Source organism: Lachnoclostridium sp. An181 (assembly GCF_002160325.1).
Taxonomy (GTDB): domain Bacteria; phylum Bacillota; class Clostridia; order Lachnospirales; family Lachnospiraceae; genus An181.
The window spans coordinates 19,965-43,188 of record NZ_NFKJ01000001.1; the positions used below are offsets into that span (position 1 = coordinate 19,965).

Here is a 23,224-nt window from a genome sequence, read left to right on the forward strand (position 1 = left end):
AAATCTCCTACTGACAGTTTTTCCGTCAGCAGGAGATTTTATGTATGTTCTCATTTTTCCTTTATAAAAATGTAGGTGGTATCGTTTGATAATTCTTCCTTGTAAGAGACGCCCAATGCCTGAAATTCTTTTAGAAGTTCCACATCCTGTATCTGGTTTTCTGCCAGAAACCGGACCATTTCACCTCTTGCCATTTTGGCAAAGGTCCCTTTTTGTTTCACCTTTCCATCTATCCATTCACCGAATCCAACGGTGATAAAGGTATCTTTGTCAGTCACATACTTTTCTATACACTTTGAGTATTCTTTTGAGGCAAGATTGAGGATCACATGATCTTCTTTCGTCAACTCTTCATAGAGCCGGTTGCCCCAGAAACCGTATAAATCTGGATGACCATTTACCGCAAGCTTTGCCTGCATTTCCAGGCGGTAAGCAGTCACTCCGTCAAAAGGGGACAATATACCATAAAATCCGGACAAAATGCGCAGGTGATCCCGAATATATGAAAGCGCCTCTTCTGTAAACACTTCCGGGGCGATATACTGATACTGCAGCCCTTCATAGGCGAGGATCGCAGGTGTGAGAGCTCTCTCCAGATCCATTTGCGCAAACCGATCATAGTTTAGAACAGCCAGTTTTTCATTGCACTTCCACAATTCTTTTGCTTTCTGATAAGAGAGTTTCCGGATTTCTCTCATTAACTGCCTTGTATCCTCCAGAAAGGCCGGAAGTTTTTCTACCGGAAATACATCGGTGTTAGTGATCATTTTTTTTGCAGGTGAAATTATGATTTTCATATTTTTTTATCTCAACAGTTCTTTTGCTTATGACATTTCTGCGATTTTGTACAGTAGTTTTTCCGTATCTTCCCATCCGATACAAGGGTCTGTAATGGATTTTCCGTAAATTCGCTCCTCATTGATCTTCTGGTTTCCTTCCACAAGATAACTTTCCACCATAACACCTTTGACCAGTTTTTTGATATCCGGATTGCAGTTTCTGCTGTGGAGTACTTCGCTGACAATGCGCAGCTGTTCTTTGTACTTTTTATTGGAATTGGAATGGTTGGCGTCCACGATCGCAGCCGGATTTTTTAAATTCCACTCTCCATACATTTCCAAAAGACGCATCAAATCTTCGTAGTGGTAGTTTGGAATAGCAGTTCCGTATTTGTCCACACCGCCTCTTAAAATTGCATGTGCGTATGGATTTCCGTCTGTGGTGACGTCGAATCCTCTGTAGATAAAGTTGTGGCCATTCTGTGCAGCCACGATGGAATTGAGCATGACTGTGAAATCGCCGCTGGTCGGGTTTTTCATTCCTACCGGAATGTCCATGCCGCTTGCAGTCAGTCTGTGCTGCTGATCTTCCACAGAGCGCGCACCGATCGCCTCATAGGTCAAAAGATCGTCCAGATAACTTCTGTTTTCCGGGTACAGCATTTCATCTGCACATGTAAATCCGCATTCTTTAATGACACGCAGATGCATTTTGCGGATTGCAATGATCCCTGCGTACAAATCCGGCGCCTCATCCGGGATTGGCTGATGAAGCATCCCTTTGTATCCTTCCCCGGTCGTCCTCGGTTTGTTTGTGTACACACGCGGGATGATCATCAATTTATCCTTCACTTTTTCATCGACCTTTGCAAGTCTTTCCATATATTCGCACACGGCATCTTCGTTGTCCGCAGAACAAGGTCCGATTAATACGATAAATCTGTCAGATTTACCGGACAGAATCTCTTTTACCTGCTCGTCTCTTTCTTTTTTTAATGCTTTGAATTCGTCCGGCAGAGGGTATTCCTCTTTCAATGTCTCCGGGCTGAAAAGTTGATGATTGATCTTCATTGACATTTTTAATCTCCTACTCCAAAATCTGTATTCTCATAAAGCACATCCACGTTCGGATCGTCTTTCAGGTAACTGTATTCCTGAAGAAACCAACGGATGAGCTCCTCGTCTCTTTTTACATCGGTTGTATTGTCGGTAAATACACTTACGGTTCCATGTTGAAAATGCTCCTTTAAAAGGGCGATATCCCGTTTGATCATCTCTTTTGTCTGGCCTTTGATCCCCACCATCAGACAGGCAGAGTCAAAATATTTTGCAGCCTCTGCGGCATCACGAAACGGTGCGTGTTTATATAGATATTCCTCGCGAAATGCATTGTCAAAGGTCTCCACCCCTGTTTTAAATGTGATGGGAATCCGGAAAAATGCCCTCATTTCGTTCAGCCTGTTGCGGTAGATCCAGTGCGCCTCAAAAAACAATCTTTTTATGTTTTTTTCCTGCACCACGCGTCTGATGTCCTCCAATGTCTCTTTTGGAAGCTCAAAACAGCTACCGGAATTGATGACCTCCAAAACTCCAAACTCCCCTGTGACATGGGAGAGTACTTCCCTGTTAAGCTGTATCATTTCTTTTTCATTCCTGGAATTGTCATCCGTGTAATCGCAGAACCGGCATTTTCCCCACGCGCAGGGAAATCCTTTTAAAAGTACGATCTCCCGTTTTGTTTTTTCTGTTATTTTGCTATAACGCTCCATGCCGGCCTCCTCCTTTTTCTTCTGTCATAATCTGTGGAAAATTTTTTTGCACTACTTTTGCCACCATCATGGCAGCCCAAAACACAATAAGTTTGTCAAAAAAGTCCGTTATGAACTGCACTAAAAAGACACTCACGGTCAAATGGACCCCAAGGTGGTGGAATACTTGCACCAGCACAGTAGATCCAGAGGAAGTCACGCCTCCAAAAACAGCGGCAGAGATTACAGCTGCCACAAAAGTCCCCGGAACAGAGATGATCGGCACACTCGCAAGGACAGGCAATTTCTTTCCTTTTCTTCTCTCCCGGAATACCCACCCGGACAAAAATCCGATGACACACTGTACAGGAAGAAAGAATAAAGAGTAGATATCCGTCGTTATACCGGTTAAAATGCCGCTCACCACCCCTGCACAGATCGCATACCACGGTCCTAAAAGTGCTCCTGCAACCATCGTACCCAAGGTGTCCAGATAGACCGGAAGTTTTAAAAACAACGCCAGATTAGAGCCCACCATGTTGAGTACAGCAGACATGGCCACAAGGACGATGGCAAATGTCCTCTTTCTCATCAGGAGTCCTCCTTTCCGGCAAGGATCTGCTCCAGTACCATGTCACATTCGTTTTCATTTGCGTGGAAAACAGCGCACAAAAATAGGTGCATAAACGCTTTTACATTTGTTTTCACGAGAATATGGCTGTTTTGTGGCTTTTTCCAGATATCCCATTCATCTACAAGCGTCTGCCCATAACTGATTCCTTCTGTCTCCACTGCAGTGTAGGCATCGAACCCCTGACAAACGGTTTTGTCCACAAAGTATGCGACAGCCAGAGGATCATTGATCACGCATCCGATCACCTGTTCCTGTTTCCAGTGAAAATCAAAATAAAATCTCGTGATCTTTTCTACAAGTTCACCTAAAACAGGGTGTGTGATTTTCATATACTCCAATATATTTGGCGTGAGCACGATCTTTCTTGTCACATCCAGGCCGATCATATGTATTTTTTTCTCTTTAAACTGCGTATCCGCTGAAAATGCTTCGTACAGGATCTTTGCTGCGTCCGGGTCGCACCAGTAGTTGTACTCTGCCACAGGGGAACAGTTTCCCGGCGTTCGGAAAGTTCCTCCCATGGACACAAGTTCCTCCACTTTTGCAAAGATATGCGGCGCTCTTTGGTAAGCCCTCGCAAGATTAGTCAAAGGTCCAAGAGCAATGATGGAGACATTTTCTTCTCTTTCCAGCGTATCCAGAAGATACGTCACCGCATCCGCACTCTCTTCTTTTCCCATGGGCTTTGGAAGGTCGGATTCTCCAAGACCATCTTCCCCGTGAGTATCCATAGCATCCACATATGGCCTCATCAGAGGTGTTCTCTCTCCTGCATACACAGGAATCTCCTCCCTGCCCATCCATTCCAGCACACGTCTGGCATTTACGATTCCCTTTTCCACAGGCACATTTCCGCACACAACCGTGATTCCGATCACCTCTATCTGCGGCAGTGACAATGCCAACATCAGCGCCAGGGCGTCATCGATTCCAGGGTCGCAGTCAATGATTACTTTCCTTGCATTCATTCTCCAATCTCCTTTCTTTTTTTGAGATACTTGGTTTTTTATACTGGGAAGTTTGCGAACCAGTCCGGGTCATTGACCCGATTTTATAAATGCACGATATTTAGTATAGCAAATTTTTCAAGAAATACAAAGGGGTTGTTTTATTCTTCTGTATCCTGTACAGCCTGTTTCATCATCCTGACATAATCTTCCACCGGTGCAAGAGCGTTTTCCTTGTATTCGCCAATCAGTTTCACAATAGCACTTCCCACAATCGCGCCATCGGAAAGAGCAGCCATTTCTTTTGCCTGTTCTGTGGAGGCGATTCCAAATCCCACGGCGCATGGAATATCGGTTGTTTCCCGGATGTGTGCCACCATATCCGCTATATCGGTTTTGATTTCTTTGCGTATTCCTGTCACTCCAAGGGAGGAGACACAGTAGAGATATCCTTCGGCCTTACTTGCGATCATGGCAATCCGTTCCTTGGAGGTCGGCGCAATGAGTGAGATGATTTTTATATCATATTTTTTACACACATCCTGCAGCTCCTCCCTTTCTTCGTACGGCATATCCGGAACGATCAGTCCGTCGATTTTACACTCGGCGCATTTTTGCATAAATCTTTCTTTCCCATACGTATAGATTGGATTTAAGTAGGTCAAAAAAACAAGCGGTACTGTCACACGCTCTCTTGCGCGGGAGAGCATGTCAAAAATCTTGTCTGTAGTACATCCTTGTTTCAGCGCCCGTTCATTGGCTTCCTGAATCACTACACCCTCTGCTACAGGGTCGGAAAAAGGGATTCCGATCTCTATCAGGTCTGCCCCCGCTTTCTGCATGGTGTACAAAAGTTGTTCCGTCATTTCAAGGGACGGGTCCCCTGCTGTGATGAACGGGATAAATGCTTTTTTGTTTTGAAATGCCTCTGCAATTTTATTCATAAATATTCACTCCTCTGTATCTTGCTATTGCTGCCACATCTTTGTCACCGCGCCCGGAAAGATTGACCACGATAATCTGGTCTTTTTCCATAGAGGGCGCCAGTTTTTTTGCATAGGCCACTGCATGTGCACTCTCGATGGCAGGGATGATACCTTCCGTGCGTGACAGATACTCAAACGCTTCCACTGCCTCGCTGTCTGTGACCGGAACATATTGGGCCCTCTTCTCATCTGCCAAAGCCGCATGCTCCGGCCCGATGCCCGGATAATCAAGCCCCGCTGAAATAGAGTAAACCGGCGCGATCTGTCCGTATTCATCCTGACAGAAAATGGATTTCATTCCGTGGAAAATCCCTGTACTGCCCTTTGTCATGGTGGCAGCGTGTTTATCCGTGTCCACTCCAAGTCCTGCCGCCTCACATCCAATCAGGCGTACTTCTTTGTCCGGGATAAACTCAAAGAATGCACCCATGGCATTGCTGCCGCCTCCTACACAGGCAATGACTGCATCCGGCAGTCTTCCTTCCCTCTCCAAAAGCTGTTCTTTTATTTCCTTTCCAATGACTTTCTGGAAATCGCGCACGATCATTGGAAACGGATGCGGTCCCATAACAGAGCCAAGGACATAGAGGGTATCTTCCATCCGGCTTGCCCACTCCCGCATCGTCTCGTTGACTGCATCTTTCAATGTCTGCGTACCGCTTGTCACTGCGTGCACCTTTGCTCCGAGAAGCTCCATACGGTACACATTGAGCGCCTGCCTGTCCGTGTCTTCCTTTCCCATGAAAATCTCACATTCCATACCCATCAACGCTGCCGCTGTTGCGGTTGCCACTCCGTGCTGTCCTGCACCGGTCTCAGCAATCACCCTTGTCTTTCCCATTTTTTTGGCGAGGAGTACCTGCCCCAGCACATTGTTGATCTTATGTGCCCCGGTGTGGTTTAAATCTTCACGTTTTAGATAGATTTTTGCTCCGCCAAGATCTTCGGTCATTTTTTTTGCAAAATAGAGCATGGATGGTCTGCCTGCATAGTTTTTCAAAAGATCCTCCAGCTCCGCCGCAAAAGATGGGTCTTTACTGTATGTCTCATATGCATCCTCCAGTTCGTGAATGGCATTCATCAATGTCTCCGGGATATATTGTCCTCCGTATATACCATATCTTCCTTTACTCATGTTCTTCTTCCTTTCTGTTTCGCACTAATTCTATGATTCGTTTTACCTTATCTGCATCTTTTTTCCCAGCTGTCTCCACAGAACTGCTGACATCCAGTGCAAACGGCTGATACGTTTGTATCGCTTCTTCTAAGTTCCTTTCGCTGATGCCTCCTGCCAGAAAAAACGGCTTGGTCATCTTTGGAATCATCGACCAGTCAAAGGTATGACCGCTCCCTCCATATTGCTCTTTTTGATATGCATCCAGCAAAAGATAATCACAGGGCAGATGATCGCCTTTTCTGATATCCTTTGTGTTTCGAACACGGATGGCTTTGATGACAGGTTTGTCTGTAAGTTCTCTAAGATGACGGATATATGTTTCATCTTCATCACCATGAAGTTGGATCCAGTCAAGGATATTTTTGTCCGCAATTGCGCAGACTTCCTCAAAAGGGGCATTGACAAACACCCCAACTGCTGTAATCTCTGGTTCCAGGAAACTTTTCAATATTTTTGCCTGAGAAATATCAATCTGCCGTTTTCCGGGTGCAAACACAAACCCAGCATAATCCGGCTTTTCACGGTTGACGATCCGGATATCTTCCTGTGTACGAAGGCCACATATTTTTATCTTCGTTTTCATATACCCTCCCCTCTAAGAGCCTTGAGAATGGTTTCTTTTTTCTCACTTTTCATGAGTGTTTCCCCAATGAGAACAGCGTCCACCTCTTCCTTTTCCAGTTTTTTTACATCTTCTCTTGTCCGGATTCCGCTCTCAGCTACAAAGAGCACTTCTTTGGACACCAATTTGCGCATGTTTATACTGTTTTTCAAATCCACTGTGAAATCTTTCAAATTGCGGTTGTTTACACCAATGATCCTTGCCCTTGCCTGTAAAGCCATAGATATCTCATCCGCGTCATGTGCCTCGACAAGTGCGGAAAGTTCCAGGCTTTTGGCAATGTTGAGAAACTCTGTAAGCTCTTCCTTTGTAAGCAGTGCACAGATCAGAAGGATGGCATCCGCGCCAAGCATCTTTGCCTCATAAATCTGATAGGCATCAACAGTGAAGTCTTTTCTAAGGACCGGGATGGACACAGCTTTTGCAATCTCCTTCAGATAAGTGTCGGCCCCCAGAAAATACTCCGGTTCTGTCAGACAGGAAATGGCATCTGCTCCTGCCTCTTCATACTCTTTTGCAATGTCAAGATAAGGAAACTTTCTGGCAATGATCCCTTTGGATGGGGATGCCTTCTTGACCTCACAGATAAAGGACATACCCTTTTTTCTTAGCGCTTTTTCAAAGGGAAAATCCCCCTTTTTTTCCTGATTGAGCGCCAGTTGTTTGATCTCCTCCAAAGAAAGGATCTGTTTTTTCTTTTCCACCCGCATTCTCGTACTTTTTGCAATTGTCTCAAGAATCATCTTTTTACTCCTTATATTCTTTTGTCGCTGCGACAAACTCTTCCAGTTTTTCCAGCGCTTTCCCGCTGTCTATCAGTTCACCCGCCAGTTTGATCCCGTCTTCAAGGGTGATGCCGTCAATCCCAAGATAAAGGCTCATCCCTGCATTCAACAAAACCACGTCTCTTTTGGGGCCTCTTTCCTTTCCCGAAAGAATGTCCTTTGTGATCTTTGCATTTTCTTTCGGAGTTCCGCCGACCAGCTCTTCCAGTCTGCTTCTCCTTAATCCAAATTGTTCCGGGGAAATCGTGTAGCTGGTCGTTTTTCCGAAACGGATCTCACATACTTTTGTCTCACCGGTCAGAGTAATTTCATCCAGACCGTCTGCTCCGCACACAGCCACTCCCCGGACAACGCCGAGATTTCCAAGCACTTTTGCCAAGGGCTCCACCAGTTTTTTGTCGTACACACCAAGCAGCTGCATACTAGCTGCCGCTGGATTGGAGAGCGGGCCTAAAATGTTGAACACGGTTCTTACACCCATCTCTTTTCTCACAGGGGCTGCATACTTCATGGAGGAATGATACACAGGAGCAAACAAGAAACACATTCCCGTACGGTTTAAAATGGTTTCGTTTTGTTTTGCGTCCAGAGAAACATTGGCTCCCAGGCACTCAAGTACGTCTGCGGCACCGCTTCTGCTGGAAACACTTCTGTTCCCGTGTTTGGCAACCGGAACACCTCCGGATGCAACCACAAATGCAGAAGTGGTGGAGATATTAAATGTGCCGGCCTCATCTCCTCCGGTTCCCACAATGTCCATGACTTCCCGTTTTGGTTTGATCTTGATTCCCTTTTCCCGCATCACTTCCGCAAATGCGGTAATTTCCTCAATGGTTTCTCCACGCATCCGAAGAGCAGCAAGGAAAGCTCCCATCTGCGCGTTCGTGGCTCTTCCATCCATCATTTCTTCCATCACTTTTTTAGCTGTCTCATAGCTTAAATCCTCTCCCTCCATAAGAGAATGGATTGCATCTTTCATCTGCAGTTTTTCTTCCCTATTGCATGTTACGGACAGGAAATTTTCCAGTATGTCCATGCCATATTCTGTCAAAATGGATTCCGGATGAAATTGAAGTCCGTATACCGGATAAAATTTGTGTGCAACTGCCATGATTTCGCCATCCTCTGACTTTGCTGTCACCTCCAGGTCTTTTGGAAGCGTCTCCTCTTTGAGAGCCAGGGAGTGATATCTTGCCGCATAAAATTCTTCTTTCAGTCCTCGAAAAAGTGTGCAGGTTTTATTGATTCTTATTTTACTCTTCTTTCCATGTACCAACGCTTTCGCCGGAGCAATGGTTCCGCCGTACACCTCGCAGACTGCCTGGTGTCCAAGGCAAATGCCAAGAATCGGAATCTTTCCCTGAAAATGCCGGATGATTTCCTCGCAGATTCCTGCATCCTTTGGGTAGCCGGGACCCGGGGAGAGAACAATGTGAGATGGATTCATCTTTTCAATTTCCTCTACGCTTATGCCATCGTTCCTTACAACCGAAATATCCGGCTGCAGTGTTCCAAAATATTGAACTAAATTATAAGTAAAGCTGTCATAATTATCTATCAATAAAATCATAATTCTTCTGCCTCCCCTGCTTCCACGACCGCCTGGATGACTGCTGCCGCTTTGTTTGCTGACTCTTCGTATTCCATTTCCGGCACACTGTCTGCGACAATGCCGCCTCCTGCCTGCACATAGACGGTATCCCCTTTTTTCACTGCCATTCGAATGGCAATACAGGTGTCCATATTGCCTGTAAAATCCAGGTACCCGATCGCTCCTCCATAGATTCCGCGCTCTTCCTTTTCCAGCTTTTCAATGATCTGACAGGCGCGTATTTTGGGTGCTCCCGAGAGCGTCCCTGCTGGCAGTACGGATGCGATAGCATCCAGAGCATCCTTTCCGTCATCGATCTCTCCTTCCACCTGAGAGCAGATATGCATGATTTTGGAATACTGATGTATTTCTTTGTATTTTGTCACCTCCACAGAACCAAACTTGCTGATCTTGCCCAAATCATTCCTGCCAAGATCCACAAGCATATCGTGTTCTGCCAATTCTTTTTCGTCCGACAAAAGTTCTGTCTTTCGTGCATCATCTTCCTCTTTTGTAGCCCCCCTTGGCCTGGAGCCCGCCACTGGAAACGTAGCCAGGCATTCGTGGTTCAGCCGCACAAGAGTCTCAGGAGAAGTGCTCATCAACTCCTCGTCCTCTGTGTGGAAATATACCATATAAGGGGAAGGGTTTGTTGTTCGTAAAATCCGGTATGCGGGAAGAATACTATTCTTTGTCTTTGCATGAAACTGCCTGGAAATAACTGCCTGAAAAATATCACCGTTTCGGATATATTCCTTTGTCTTTTCCACCATCCGGCAATACTCTTCTTTTGAGGTACTGCACTGAAAACAAATTTTTTCTTTTTCCACTACGGACTTTCCATCCCCTTCTTTTTTCAGCATTGCGGCGAGTCTTTCAATCTCTTTTGCCGCTTTTCCATAATTTTCTATGACATTGTCGGTGTTTATATTTGCAATGAGAAACAGTTTTTGTCTTAAGTGGTCATAGGCAATCACTTTGTCAAATAACATCACATCATAGTCCGCAAATCCACCCTTTTTTATCTTGAGAACAGGCTCTTCGTAACCGATCATGGAGTAGGCAAAATATCCGACCATTCCACCGGTAAACGGAGGCAGTTCCGGCATCACCGGAGCCTTGTATTCTTTTAAAATATTTCTCAGGACTTCCAGAGGAGTCTCGGTTCGTTTTATCTCTTTTTTTCCATTTCTTTCTATCGTTACTTCACAGTCCCGGCATGTGATCCGCATCAGAGGATCACACCCCAGAAAAGAGTACCGTCCCCATGTTTTTCCTCCCTCCACGCTCTCCAAAAGATAATACCTGCTGCTGTTTTCTGCCAGTTTTTTCAGGATTGCGATAGGAGTTAAAACATCTCCCAAAAACTCTTGATAAACAGGAATGACAGAATACGTTTTTGCTAGTTTCCTTGTTGTTTCACAATCTGGTTTTATCATGTTTTCCTTCCTTTCCTGAAAGAGTTTGGTATCTGGATTCTGACCGGAGGATTTTTTCATCGGTAGATGCATCCAAAGGACTTCCTTTTGCAATAAAAAAATCCCCGCCCCACTGGAATCACTTCCAATGGGACAGGGACTGGTAATTTCATTGTCTCCTGCGGTGCCACCCATATTGTCTGTCTGTTATCTAATACAGACTTTTGACCACTCTTTCATGTACTATCATACATCTCTTGATGGTAACGGCCAAGATACCCGTCAGCGTCTACTCTCCATTTGATTGATTTCAAGCTGCCCTCACAAGTCCATTCAATAGAAACTCTTGCTGCCGTAATCTCAGCACCTACGGCTCTCTGGAAACAAATATTTCTATCTACTTCTCTTGTTCATCGGTTTTTGTTTTAACTTTGTAAATAAGTATAGCGTAAATATACTAAATGTCAAGACATTTTTAGAATTTTAGATTTTTTCAATTTTCCATCTTTTATTTTCAGGAAAATACTGCAGCAAAAATAAATACTCCTTATTTTCATCATAAGCACTGCATTCATATTCCCAAGTCTGGATGCCTGCATAAAATTGTTCTGTCAAAGAATGTACTTTTATATTTTGCAGTTTTATGATTTCATCTCCTTCCTGCAGTTTGACAAGCAAAGGGATTGCTCTTCCCTTTGAAGTAAACCAGCAAAGTACCGCTGCGTCGCTAAAACATCTTCTTTTTACAGGGGATTCCCTTTTTAAAATCGGGGTTCCGTATTCAAATGCCATCATGCTGCCTCCTTACCATAAAACCTTCTCTTCTTCATCCACTGTTCTTTTTTCCCGACTTATGCCTCCGGACATATGGTCTATGTGGCTGTCTAAAAAAACTGCTCGTTTTATACTGTCTATCCCATATCTCTTTCGTATTTCATCTATCGCTTGATCCAGTTTTTGAAATTTTTCAAAATCTCTTTTCTCAAACAAAACTCTCTGTCTGCCCGTATCTTTTCCCATGATTTTTCCCGCGTACACTCCAAGATGGCGGATAGGATGACCATCCCATAATTCCTCAAACAATCGGCATGCCTGTTCATAAATTTCTCCTGTCACATCTGTCGCATTCTTCAGACTTCTTTGATGTCCAAAGTTACGGAAAAAAATATCCTTGATCCGGATTCCAACCTGACCGGTCAAAACTTGTGCATATCTTATGCGGGCAGAAACCGTTTCCGAGAGTGCGAGCAGAACCTGTTTTGCCAAATCTGCATCTTTCACATCAAAAGGAATGGTTATGGAATTTCCATATCCTTTTTGGATATTTGGAGTTTCCAACACCTTTGAGACATCTCTTCCGTTAGCAAAATGCCAAATGATTTCTCCGTGCTTTTTCAGATAAGTCCTCAGTATTTCCAAATCTGTACACGCCAGTTCTCCAATCGTGAATATGCCAAGATTTTTCAACTTTCGTTCTGTTGCATCTCCTACGAAAAACAACTCTTTTATGGGCAGATACCAAAGTTTTTCCTTGATTTCTTCGGGATATAATGTATGAACAAGATCAGGTTTTCGAAAATCCGATGCCATTTTTGCCAGGGCTTTATTGGAAGAGATGCCGATATTTACCGAAAAGCCAAGTTTTTCCCGAATTGTTTCTTTAATTTCCCATGCTGCATCTTTTGGATCTGCCCAAAGTTTCTCGCTCCCTGTCATGTCCAAAAATGCCTCATCAATACTGTACTGCTCTACCCGGTCTGAATATGTCTCCAAAATCCCAAGCATGGCTTTGGAACATTTTTCATACAACTCATAATGAGGTCTTAAGAGGAGAAGATTCGGACACTTTCGTTTTGCCTCCAAAATGCTCTCTCCTGTATGAATGCCAAATGCCTTTGCCTTTTCTGATTTTGCCAGAATAATTCCGTGCCGCAGCTCTACATCCCCTGCGACTGCACAAAGTTCTTTTCTAAAATCAGTTTTTCCGCCCAAATGTTTTAGATGATGGACTGCCTCCCAGCTAAGATAAGCGGAATTCACATCAATGTGAAAGAATCGCTTTTTTGGATTGACCATATTTTTCACCTCGTTTTCTCTATTATTATACAGAACATATGTTTGTTTTATCAATGGGTAATTGTTTCCAGGAAATGTGAAATAAAAACATAGTTTTCATATAACTTCTAAAATTGAAAAAAGACCTCTGCAAATAAACAGAAGTCTTTTCTTGTCATTTCGTATACTGTTTTGATTGAATCATTGGTTCTCTGTTTTAAAATATGTCTCAAAAATTTCTCTCCCGCACTCCACTGCGTTTCCTGCAACGTAGCCATTGGTAATTCTGACTGCTACCGCTATTTGGGGATTCTCTGCCGGAGCATACCCTACGAATAAGCCATGGTCTGGCCTTGTTTTACTTTCCTGCGCTGTTCCCGATTTTCCCGCAACCGATATTGGGAATCCTTCAAATACACCTGTATTCTTCGCATACTTTTCCATCCCTGCCAGTACGCTATTCCATGTGGAAACGGATAAATTGATTGTACTTTCCTTTTTTGGTTTTGTCTCTGTTCCATCCATCTTGTCAATCAGCGATAGACGGAAACTGGTTCCCTGATTTGCAAGAGTTGTGACATATCTTCCTAATTGAACTGTAGAAAAATTGTTTGTCCCCTGGCCGATAGCTGAAGGAATCGCATACTGATCGGTTATCTTAGGATTACTTTCCGGCAATTCAATTCCGCTTTTTTTATCCAGATCAAATAACTTTGCATAGTCCTGTATATATTCTAATGCCTGTTTGTCTGAAAATTCATTGTTTCCCGTCATTCCCAAACGATAAGATATTTCACATAGATAGTCATTGCAGGAATGCGCCAAAGCACTGGCCACACCGGTCACACTGCCGTGTCCCGCGTGATTCCAACATTTCAATGGCGGTACCACTTTATCAAATACGCCATCGCACATGACTGTTGTTGAATTTTCTATCACTCCTTCTTCTAATCCTGCAATGATGGTGATCGGTTTAAATGTGGAACCTGGCGCAGACAACTGTTGTGTTGCACGATTATAGAGAGGGATGGAAGCATTATTGTAAATTTTATAGTAATAGTTATTATCCATCTGATTTGCCAGACGGTTATTGTCATATCCGGGATAAGAAACACAGGCCAATACTTTCCCTGTTTTGGTATCTGTAACCACAGCTGAACCTGAACAAGGGTCCAACGCCAGGTCTGCCGGAGTAATTTCCAATTTCTGTATCTTTTGGACCATCAAGCCATACGTAGACAGCGCTTCACGCTGCCACTTTTCAAAATCTCCATCCTGCCTGTCCAGGACGCCTTGTTCATATAAGACCATGAATATCTGTTCCGGAGATATTTCGTTGTTCAAGACCATATATCGATATATCAATTCTTCAAATTCCATGTTACTTTGGAGTTCTTCCGCTATATACGATACCAGCAGTTGATACATTTCGTCCTGCTGCAGATATTGTTCTTCCGAATCAAAAATTCCGGAATTTATACACCCTTCTCCAATCATTCCATGCAGATATTCGCTTATGGACAACTCTCCTTTTTCCCAATTTTTAAGTAGTTCTAAGTCTTTTTCCATTTTTTCTTCATCTATCATATCCAGACTATCGATAATCAGTCTTTGATATTCCTGCATTTCTTTTCCAAGATCCTTATATTTTACCGGCGTTTGGGTCAATTGCTTTTCAATTTTTTCAATCACCTGATTCTTTTTATTCAAACAGCTCTGATAAATTTCTTTTTCCAATTCTGATGCATCCTTTTCCTGAAACTGTTCTAAATCGATCACTCCGTTATTTAAAAGAGCAATATATGCATCATAAACCGGAATCTTTATTTCTGTTGTGTCATTTATTGTTTCCTTGTCAAAGGTTTTTGCATTTACTAAATTTTGCAGCAAGATATCCGCAAGTTTTCGCTCTAATGCGTCATACGTTTTTTGCTGTAGATCTGCATCTATACTTAGATATACATCCTTGCCAGCCTGCGGCTCTTCTATGACTCCCAAATCCTCCATCACTCTTCCCATACTGTCTACATAAACTTCTTTTTTTCCGTTTCTGCCCTGAAGAACGCTGTCCAAATATTGTTCCAGCCCGGATTTTCCCACAATAGAATTTATCGTATATCCCGTTTCTTTCTTTTTGGTCAGTTCTTCTGATGATATCACACCGGTGTATCCTAAAATGGAGGAACAGGCCTCTCCGCCTTCGTAGACCCTGATACTGTCCTCACTGATATCCACACCCAAAAGTTCGGATTGATTTTCCATGATCCCCGCAACTGTCTCTTGTGATATATCTCTTGCCACTGTTACAGGAAGGTACTTTTGATATGCCTGTAAGGACAATGCATAACGCACATGCAAAAGATCCAAAAGCTCTTGTCCGTCCGATTGTTCCGGCAGGCCATATTCTGCTTTTTCTTTTGCTGTATACTGTTTATTCCCCTCTGAATAAACACAAAACTTATCCGAAAGAAACGAAATGACCTCTTCGGCTGTGGCATTTTTCTCTTTTTCTTTCATATCTTCTATACGACTCTTCCCATAGACGTCTGCCTTAAATCTGTCAAGTGCAAATCCGCTCACAGTAAATATATAAGTTCCATTTTTATCCACCATTATTTTTAAACTGTTTTCCACGGATCCACCCTGATTCCTTATGATGCGATTCATTTTGTAAATTTTACTGTTCAAGCTTAATTGTCTCTCTCTTTCGGAACCATAGGTTTGTGAATCTTCAAACGTAACCGAATATGCCAACTTGTTTCTGGCAAGCGGTTTTCCATTACGGTCATAAATATTTCCCCTTGTTCCCAGAAGTGTAATTTCTCTTTTTGTTTTCAATTTAAAATTTTCGGCATATTCTTTTCCTTTGACAATCTGCAGGTGAAACAATCGTGCGATAAGAAACAAAAATAAGATGATAAACAGGATTAACAATACAAAACTTCTTGGTATCTTTATATTTTTCATGAATTTAAACTCCTAAATTGATTTTCCGCAATAATACTACATATGTAATACCAACACGAATATTACACCTGTAGGATTTGTATGTCAAGAAAAATTTATATATCTTCTACACAGACATTTATGAAAGATTTTTGTTGACTTTATAGAATTCCTCTGCATTTCAATAAAATTAGTTTAAAATTTGGCCAGAAACGGCCGCGAATCAATATTTAGATACCGGGAGATATCCAGAAAAGCATATCTCCCGGCTAAGAAATATTTTATTTGATCTGTCTTTGAAACTCCTCAATGGAGCTTACCCGTGCTGCCAGTTTGAGCTATCTGTCTAAAGCGGCTGTATCACTAGTGTTTTTAAGCAGAACATATCAGCTCCACTCCAAATATTTGATCAAGGTGTCTCCACTCTTTCACAGTACACAACATACCGCTGCTTATTTGACCGGTAGGGATGACAGGTCAGCAATGTAACCATATCCCGCCCAGGCTGGATCAAAAGTTTATCTACCTCAGACGGCATGATCACCTCTGTATCTACAACCTGATACGTCAAAACTTCCCGAAAGTTTTCAATCACCACCTGGTCCCCGGGTTCCAGTCTTTGAATATTCCGAAACATGGCTGTCCTGCTGAATCCTCTGTGCGCGGCAATGACACTGTTCGTATTCTCCCCGCCAACCGGATAGGATGTCTCTGTCAAATGAACTGCTCCCAGCGACATATTTTCTTCATTGGCCCCAAGATAAATCGGGAGTTCCACACCAAGACGTTCCACTTTGATAAACCCAATAATGCCGTCTTTGATTCCATAACTGCTCAAGTCAATGGTCGGCTGTTCATAAAAGAAAGGATCACGGATGCCGGACTGCCTGGATTCGTAGAGCTCTCTGTTCCGTCTGATAAGTTCCTGATACAACTCCTCCACTTTAATGTCAGAGCCTTGTTTTGACTGAACAAATTCTTCTTTTTTCTTCTGCGTCTCCTGCCTGTAAATCAAGTCTGTCACTTTTGGATAAAGAAAAACTCCAAGGCCGCCAAGAAACAGGATTCCTGCAATGATATAGATGACAATTCCACTCTTTTTCATCGTTTCTTCTTCCTTTTCTTTCCGTATTTGCGGTAACGAAGTATTTTCATCGTGATCATGACAGCGGCAATGATACCAAGGGCCGCAGCTCCTCCGGCAATATAGTAACGCCAAGGCATGAGTCTTGTGGTCAATGGGACTTTTTCCTCTTGTTCTTTTATCTCAGGTACATAGTCTGTGCGCTCCCCGGTCACCAAAAGCCGATGGGTATTTACGCCATAAGGGGTACATGTCACCAAAGTGACAAGGTCTTCCCCTTTCGGATTGACATTTAGTTTCTGCAGCTCCTCTGGTTTTACAGTTTTAATTTCATTAACCTGATAAGCCAAAGTCTGATCCAGAACGTGAATAAAGAAATAATCTCCTACTTCCATTTCATCCAGTCTTGTAAACAACTCTGCACTAGGCAGCCCCCGATGCCCGGTCAGAACACTTCGTCTGTTTTCACCGCCGATTGGGAGAGCTGTCATCTCCAGGTGTCCAGCGCCTCTTTGCAGCACTTCCTCACTTGTGCCGTGGTAAACCGGGAGATTTAAATTAATCTTTGGGATTTCCAGATAGCACATCACTCCGCTGCTGTCCACATTTAAAACTTCATTGTAATTGTCCGGAACTGCATATCCGCTTCCGACAATAAATGGGTCATGCACCGGGTCTCCGGCAAGATTTTCATTGTAAATTTTTGCTTCTTCCCACTCTTTTTCAAGATCTTCTGAAGAGATTTTTTCTACCTTTGCCTTATATGAATCAATCACTTTTTCATGATTTTTTTCTGCTAAAAAATTACTGATGAATGGATACAAAAATACGCCTGCTCCGAGAAGAAAAAACAACACAGCAGCCACCCAGATTAACTTTTCCTTTCCCTTTTTCCCCGTTTTTTTCGTCTTCATCCATCATCCTTTCCAGAAATGACAAAACCCGGAGCGGAACTTATCGCCCCGCTCCGGTGTTCATTTCTTATTTGTTTTTCATACATATCCAGTTTATGCGTGTCTTCTTCTCCTGTAACTTACAACAAGTGCAATGCCGCCTGCCATGAGGATGATACCCACTGTGGAGAAGATGATTGTTCCCATACCTCCTGTGAGTGGAAGAACTGGAGGTTTTGTGTTTATTACTGTTTTGTAGTAGATATTAGTTATATTACTTCCTTCTTCTATATCTCCCGCATCATCAATGGTGCCAGCGCCCTCTATAGGATTTTTTCCATAATCATAGTCAGGATCATCTGCTTCCTTATCTACAATATTCACTTCTATTGGATCAGTCAATAATTCATATCCGTCAGGTGCTTTTGTTTCGACCAGATAATATTTTCCTGTTGCTAATCCCTGAAGAAGTAATTTACCGACATTACCTTCCTGTGAACCAACCACTAATGTTGTTGTAGCTGATGCCTCCTCGCCTTCTTGAGGCCTGCGGTAATTTCCGTCACCCTCTTCTTTAATAAACCCTAGAGCTGTAGAAGGATCATTCCCTTTTGTCCTTAATTCAAATTCTGCCCCTGGAAGAGGAGTTTTGCCATCTTCTTCAACTTTTGCCAAATCAATTCCATAAGTATACAATTTTTCTTCATCTGTGGTTGGAGTATATGAATCGCGGTCATATGGGTCATTATTCTGTCCTATATAAGCTTCATTAAGCAAGGAATCATCACTTATAATTGCGTTTTCATTGATAGTTCCTTCATATGTAACCTGAATATTCTGCAGAGGAGATTCCTCATAGTAGCCAAACTCCTCCATAAGGTTATCATAATCGAAATCAATCATAAAAGTAAAATCTCTTTGCCCATTAATAGGATTTCCCTCTTCATCTTTTGGTGGCTGATACCCTTCTTCCTGATCACCTTTATATCCATAGTCAATACCATTATAATAAAGATTATAATCATCATCACGCTCAGTTTCTGAAGTGCCAATTAATCGTGTTGAGCCGCTTTCATAAACTGCAATTATTTGCATATTATTAGCAGAATTATTTTTAACAGTTATTCCTTCTGAAACTTTATCACCAATACGGAACATCTCTGCTATTGCATCATCTGGATAATATGGAACCGGAACATTCAATGTATAGGTTACTGTTTGTCCAATCTCTACAGTATAATCGTCTACATCTTTTTCAATAATACCAGGATTTGATTTTGCAACAACTTCTACTACATCTTCAAATTTCCATACCTTACCGGTTTCATCAAATTTTGGAGTAAGATCTGCTATAGCTGGAGCATATTCATATCCAGCATGCTCCTGATTTGGAGTAATGACTATAAACCATTGTCCCATAGCCATATCTGTAAACTTTGCTGTAGGATTATTCTGTTCTGTAGAAAATGTAGTTGTTTTGGAAGTTAAATCCCCCATCTCTCCAATGGCATCACGCAAAGTAACATAAAAGGTTGTTTTATCAGAACCATTTATCTCTGAAAAGGCCTTTGTAACTTCATTTGCGTCACCAACATAGCCGGAAAAAGGATAGGTTTCTCCATCTGCTGTATATGTTTTCAGCCAAGCAGCAATTGAATCAACCCATGTATACATAGGACTTAATGGCTGAAAATATGTCCCACCATTATCGCTTTCTCCATTTTCAGCATTTACTGTGATAATTTGATATGCTGTTACAGTAGCACCCTTTTCCGTTTCCTTACCTGTCACATTAATCGTACCTGTTGAGGTTGGCTTAATATCCCCATCAACAATAGTCGCTGCCATTGCCGGAAGACCTACAGAAATTGTAAGAGCTAATACAAGACATACCGCAACTACTTTTGACCATAGTTTCATACCTCGTTTTTTCATCATAATAATTTCCCCTTTCTGAAATCTCTCTTTCTTGGTTATTACATTGTTACAGTTTACCACGCTTTTTCTGTAATATCAGATGGACTCCAAACAGTGATGCACTAATCATCATTCCCAGACCTATAACGATAAAGCCCGTAATTCCACGTCCGCCCGTGATTGGCGGATTCAATGGCTTATAATTCATTAGAACAAATTCATTTTCAGCAGAATTGATGATTGCTGGTGGCCTTTCTCCGTTATTCCCAAGGACTTCCTTAAAGACAAATGGGGCCGCACCTCCAGGAGTAACTTCAATATTCCATTGTGCAATGGGTTTTGTATAACCTTCAGGTGCTTTCACTTCTATCAATCGGTAAGTACCTTTTTTAAAGAATAGTGTAGTTCCTGTATTGGGGTCAATAAAACTGATTCCACCATATGGACCAGAAGTTGTCTCGCTTATAAACTTCCAACATGGAGATTCTATATTCTCATCTTTGTAGTTGTCATCAATAATTTTCATATGTGTTTCATCAGTATGGGCTGGATTTTTGCAAATCAATTCATAAATATCAAATATTGCACCCTTCAATGGCTGAGTTGTATCATCATTTCCATCAGGAGAGGAAGTTCCTTTTGAAAGATTAAGTAGTTCCGCAGGTTCTCCCCAGATATTTCCAGCCGTAACAGAAGAAACCGAATTTCGCATAATAATCACAGGTCCACTGTTTTTTGTGTCTTCATGAGTTTCTTCTGTCCCATTTTGAGCAACCGTCATCTGGGTTGAATATTCAGAGGCATTTATTTCCTCTATAGACACTGTTCTACCTATCGGAAGATAAAATAAGATACTTTCCTTATCTTTCAATTGAAATGAAATTGTTCCATCTTGGTTTATTGGAAATTCAACCTCTTGTCCATCTTTCTCACCTATTATTTTGCCTGTACTTGATGATTCATCTAACGTCATCACAAAATCAAATGCTCGGTTTTCATCTCCCTCAGGCACATCCTCACTTAATACAACTTTAGCGCCTCTCAAACGCCCCTGAGTTATACCAATTCTACCGTTATTTCCCAATAACACTTCAATAGAAACCAGATCTCTCACACTTTTAGAAATAGAGGTTGCCATATTAGTACTTGTTCCTGACGTACCAGTTTCCAAGTTTACACGCGGCATGCGTGAATAATCTGCTGTCTGAGTCGGATTTCCGTCCTCCTTATTTTTGATATAATCTCCTTCATTATATTTCGAAGTTTCTTTAGGAATACACCAACCCCCATTCTCTTGTCTTATCGCTTTTCCTAACGCAGCACTTGTAATTTCAATGTATTTATCAGCCTTTCCTCCTGCCAGATTATAAACTGTCTTCTTATAATAAAAGGTTCCCTCTGGATGTGACTCTCCATCGTAAAGTTGAAACCCATCTCCTGACTCCTGACTTTTTACATAAATTGGCGTATCAGAAGTATAATAATAAAATTCATTTTCTTTAGATGGTGAAAACGTTACTTTTGTCTCTGCATTTTTTGTGTTGTTTGTTGTATTCCACGCATTAGAATAGAAATAATATGTCCTTGATGTTTCATCTTCTTTTTTGTAGGAATAATCATCGCTGACAGCGGATAAATCATACTCATTGATTCCTCCTTCTAACCCCACTTCATAAAAAAGACGCATTGGATAAGCTAAATTCTTTGTCGTAGTGTCAGTTTCCTGTTGATCAGAATCTGTTTGAGTTATTACATCATAGCGTACAATAGGAACCAAAGAGGCTGGTATGGATAATTGAACTGTTTGCCTTCCGTTAGAAAGACGTTCCATGACCCTCACGCCAAGATACATTAGATTCGCTCCTGTCACTGTTCCGGAAGATTCTCCATAATAAAAATAAGATTTATTTGCATACACAGCTCCCTCCGGCACTGTGGTGTCTCCTGTTCCTGATTCAGAATACCAGCCCAAATAATTTCCGTTTTCATCAGAATACCAGCCAATGTAATTACTAAATTCTGTTTCTGACTTATAGGATATCTGGCCATGTTCTAGCGCATTATCCAAGAGTTCTCTGGCCTCGTCCATATCAATATTCAAACGCTCTACTAAGGAATCGAGAAATTCCTCAATATTTCCATTGTTGGCTTCAGATGCAAATTCACTTCCATCATACAATGTTCCATTATACATGACCCCATTCATGTATTCCACGCGCATGTATTGCCCAATCTCGTCCTTAAAAACCAGATATCCCGAATAATTGGCATTGTCTCTGTCAGCATCCGTAGGATAATATCCGGACTGTAATCGAATTTCTTCTATAATATCTTCGAAAGCCTGATTTAATTCTTCTGCATTATTTGCATTGAAAAATCTATCAACATAATATCGATCCGTTATTAAATCGTCTGCTTTGATGATTTCTATTTCCGTTCGATTTTGATCCTTTGGAGTATAAATAACGCCGGTTTCCCTCACATTGGATTCAAAAAATTGATTCCACCATGCATCTAATTCGTTGTCTGTTCTTTCAGAGGGATTTAACACCATATTTGCATAGTCATTATCTTCCACTGCCAATCCCACGCTGAAAAATAATGGTGTCTTTTGATATAGATGATTGACCTTTTCTTTTATCCAAGAGGCAGTTAGCTGAGTCAGAAACGTAGTTCTGATATCAGTAATATCACCTACTCCTACATTAGACTCTCCTTCTTGCGTATATTTTGTATTGGCTGCTGTTGGAGCCCCATCGCTCATCAAAGCGATAACAGGAATCCTTTCATCCGTTCCATCTGCTGCATCTGTAAACTGATTTAGCGCTTTCATCAATCCATTTTGGATGTAAGTATAGCCTGTAACTCTTCTACCTTCAGGAGGCATTTCTTCACCAGATGAGTTTATCACTCCATCTGCCACTTCAATACCTCTACCATTATCAAGTAATAAAAGATATTGACCATTCATACTCTTGTAACTATCTAGTGGTAAAGGACATGTAGCCGTTGTTTCTGGTGAATTATCATTTGTTCCTGTAGCCCCGCAATATAAAATAACACTAACTCTATTGGCTGTATTTAACTTCAGTATTCTATCGATTGTTTCATTTGCTGCCTCTATCAATATAGCAATTTTTTGTTTCCCATCAGGACTTACATTATACATACTTGCAGAAATATCTAAAACAAATACTACATCAACCGGAGCTGCGGATTCCCCTGTCACAGTCTTATTGGAACTGAGCGCCGACAGAGCAACCATGAAATTATCCGAGTCTTCCCCGTCTTTTCTATTTACCATTGCTGAGGTCTCTCCATCCACTGTCTGAAGAGTAATGTCCCCATCTACCACTGTCTTATCCGTCCAGATCCGTCCAGCATTCGATGTATCTTCTTCTGTTCCAAAACTTTCTTGCCAGTCATCCATTGTACGAGAATCCGCCACTCGTTCAATACTTTCTTCCGCAATCGTCTCTTTCCTCGCCGCCTTCTCTTTTTCTTCTGCTGCCGAGAACAGATTCGCCTGAAAAATCACTCCCAGCACCAGAACCATGCAAAGAGCAGCTGCAATTACCCTGGACCATTTACTGTTTTTCATATTTTTAAACTTTTCCATGTTATCCTCCTTTCTTCAAAATT

18 protein-coding genes, 1 riboswitch and 1 other annotated feature are annotated in these 23,224 nt (G+C 42.1%); all 18 genes read right to left on the reverse strand.

The features are described 5' to 3' along the window. Positions 1–50 precede the first annotated feature (50 nt). The 18 genes from yaaA to B5F18_RS00175 all read right to left on the reverse strand — a co-directional run bounded on the left by yaaA (position 51) and on the right by B5F18_RS00175 (position 23,201). Entirely contained in the window at positions 51–797 is a 747-nt protein-coding gene (gene yaaA / locus B5F18_RS00090; RefSeq protein WP_087155630.1) for a peroxide stress protein YaaA, read from the reverse strand. Positions 798–824: 27 nt separating this feature from the next. Next, the gene (locus B5F18_RS00095) at positions 825–1,856 is read right to left on the reverse strand and encodes a 3-deoxy-7-phosphoheptulonate synthase (RefSeq protein WP_087155631.1); all 1,032 of its coding nucleotides are present in this window, start codon (positions 1,854–1,856) and stop codon (positions 825–827) included. 2 nt (positions 1,857–1,858) lie between these two features. Further along, complete coding sequence (locus B5F18_RS00100) at positions 1,859–2,548, reverse strand: radical SAM protein (RefSeq protein ID WP_087155632.1); 690 nt, start codon at positions 2,546–2,548, stop codon at positions 1,859–1,861. Beyond that, positions 2,535–3,119 (reverse strand): ECF transporter S component, encoded by a 585-nt coding sequence (locus tag B5F18_RS00105; protein WP_087155633.1) that lies wholly within the window; start codon positions 3,117–3,119, stop codon positions 2,535–2,537. The genes B5F18_RS00100 and B5F18_RS00105 overlap by 14 nt, the downstream gene beginning before the upstream one ends. After that, complete coding sequence (locus B5F18_RS00110) at positions 3,119–4,129, reverse strand: nucleoside hydrolase (protein WP_087155634.1); 1,011 nt, start codon at positions 4,127–4,129, stop codon at positions 3,119–3,121. Before B5F18_RS00110 ends, B5F18_RS00105 begins: the two co-directional genes overlap by 1 nt. A gap of 24 nt (positions 4,130–4,153) precedes the next feature. Continuing rightward, positions 4,154–4,198: riboswitch (PreQ1 riboswitch) on the reverse strand. A 71-nt stretch (positions 4,199–4,269) separates the two neighbouring features. Then, positions 4,270–5,052, reverse strand: coding sequence for a tryptophan synthase subunit alpha (trpA, locus tag B5F18_RS00115; protein ID WP_087155635.1), 783 nt, complete (start codon positions 5,050–5,052; stop codon positions 4,270–4,272). Next, on the reverse strand, positions 5,045–6,229 hold the full coding sequence (gene trpB / locus B5F18_RS00120; RefSeq protein WP_087155636.1) for a tryptophan synthase subunit beta: 1,185 nt from the start codon (positions 6,227–6,229) through the stop codon (positions 5,045–5,047). The genes trpA and trpB overlap by 8 nt, the downstream gene beginning before the upstream one ends. Next, a complete protein-coding gene (locus tag B5F18_RS00125; RefSeq protein ID WP_087155637.1) occupies positions 6,222–6,854 on the reverse strand; it encodes a phosphoribosylanthranilate isomerase in 633 nt (210 codons plus the stop codon). The genes trpB and B5F18_RS00125 overlap by 8 nt, the downstream gene beginning before the upstream one ends. Further along, the gene (gene trpC, locus B5F18_RS00130; protein WP_087155638.1) at positions 6,851–7,636 is read right to left on the reverse strand and encodes an indole-3-glycerol phosphate synthase TrpC; all 786 of its coding nucleotides are present in this window, start codon (positions 7,634–7,636) and stop codon (positions 6,851–6,853) included. The genes B5F18_RS00125 and trpC overlap by 4 nt, the downstream gene beginning before the upstream one ends. A gap of 4 nt (positions 7,637–7,640) precedes the next feature. After that, entirely contained in the window at positions 7,641–9,248 is a 1,608-nt protein-coding gene (locus B5F18_RS00135) for a bifunctional anthranilate synthase component II/anthranilate phosphoribosyltransferase (protein WP_087155639.1), read from the reverse strand. Further along, the gene (trpE, locus tag B5F18_RS00140) at positions 9,245–10,708 is read right to left on the reverse strand and encodes an anthranilate synthase component I (RefSeq protein WP_087155826.1); all 1,464 of its coding nucleotides are present in this window, start codon (positions 10,706–10,708) and stop codon (positions 9,245–9,247) included. The genes B5F18_RS00135 and trpE overlap by 4 nt, the downstream gene beginning before the upstream one ends. A 125-nt stretch (positions 10,709–10,833) precedes the next feature. Continuing rightward, positions 10,834–11,110, reverse strand: a binding site (T-box leader). A 60-nt stretch (positions 11,111–11,170) separates the two neighbouring features. Next, positions 11,171–11,482, reverse strand: a complete 312-nt coding sequence (locus tag B5F18_RS00145) for a hypothetical protein (RefSeq protein WP_143468343.1) — start codon at positions 11,480–11,482, stop codon at positions 11,171–11,173. 9 nt (positions 11,483–11,491) lie between these two features. Continuing rightward, on the reverse strand, positions 11,492–12,763 hold the full coding sequence (locus B5F18_RS00150; protein WP_087155641.1) for a Y-family DNA polymerase: 1,272 nt from the start codon (positions 12,761–12,763) through the stop codon (positions 11,492–11,494). Positions 12,764–12,943: 180 nt separating this feature from the next. Next, positions 12,944–15,709: a penicillin-binding transpeptidase domain-containing protein gene (locus B5F18_RS00155; RefSeq protein ID WP_087155642.1), complete on the reverse strand. Its 2,766-nt coding sequence runs from the start codon at positions 15,707–15,709 to the stop codon at positions 12,944–12,946. 388 nt (positions 15,710–16,097) lie between these two features. Then, positions 16,098–16,793 (reverse strand): class C sortase, encoded by a 696-nt coding sequence (locus B5F18_RS00160; RefSeq protein WP_087155643.1) that lies wholly within the window; start codon positions 16,791–16,793, stop codon positions 16,098–16,100. After that, a complete protein-coding gene (locus tag B5F18_RS00165) occupies positions 16,790–17,686 on the reverse strand; it encodes a class C sortase (protein WP_087155644.1) in 897 nt (298 codons plus the stop codon). The genes B5F18_RS00160 and B5F18_RS00165 overlap by 4 nt, the downstream gene beginning before the upstream one ends. 93 nt (positions 17,687–17,779) lie before the next feature. Further along, complete coding sequence (locus B5F18_RS00170) at positions 17,780–19,603, reverse strand: SpaH/EbpB family LPXTG-anchored major pilin (RefSeq protein WP_087155645.1); 1,824 nt, start codon at positions 19,601–19,603, stop codon at positions 17,780–17,782. 46 nt (positions 19,604–19,649) lie between these two features. Continuing rightward, positions 19,650–23,201 carry a SpaA isopeptide-forming pilin-related protein gene (locus B5F18_RS00175; protein WP_087155646.1) on the reverse strand — a complete coding sequence of 1,184 codons (3,552 nt, stop codon included), beginning with the start codon at positions 23,199–23,201 and terminating at the stop codon, positions 19,650–19,652. Between the last annotated feature and the right edge of the window lie 23 nt (positions 23,202–23,224).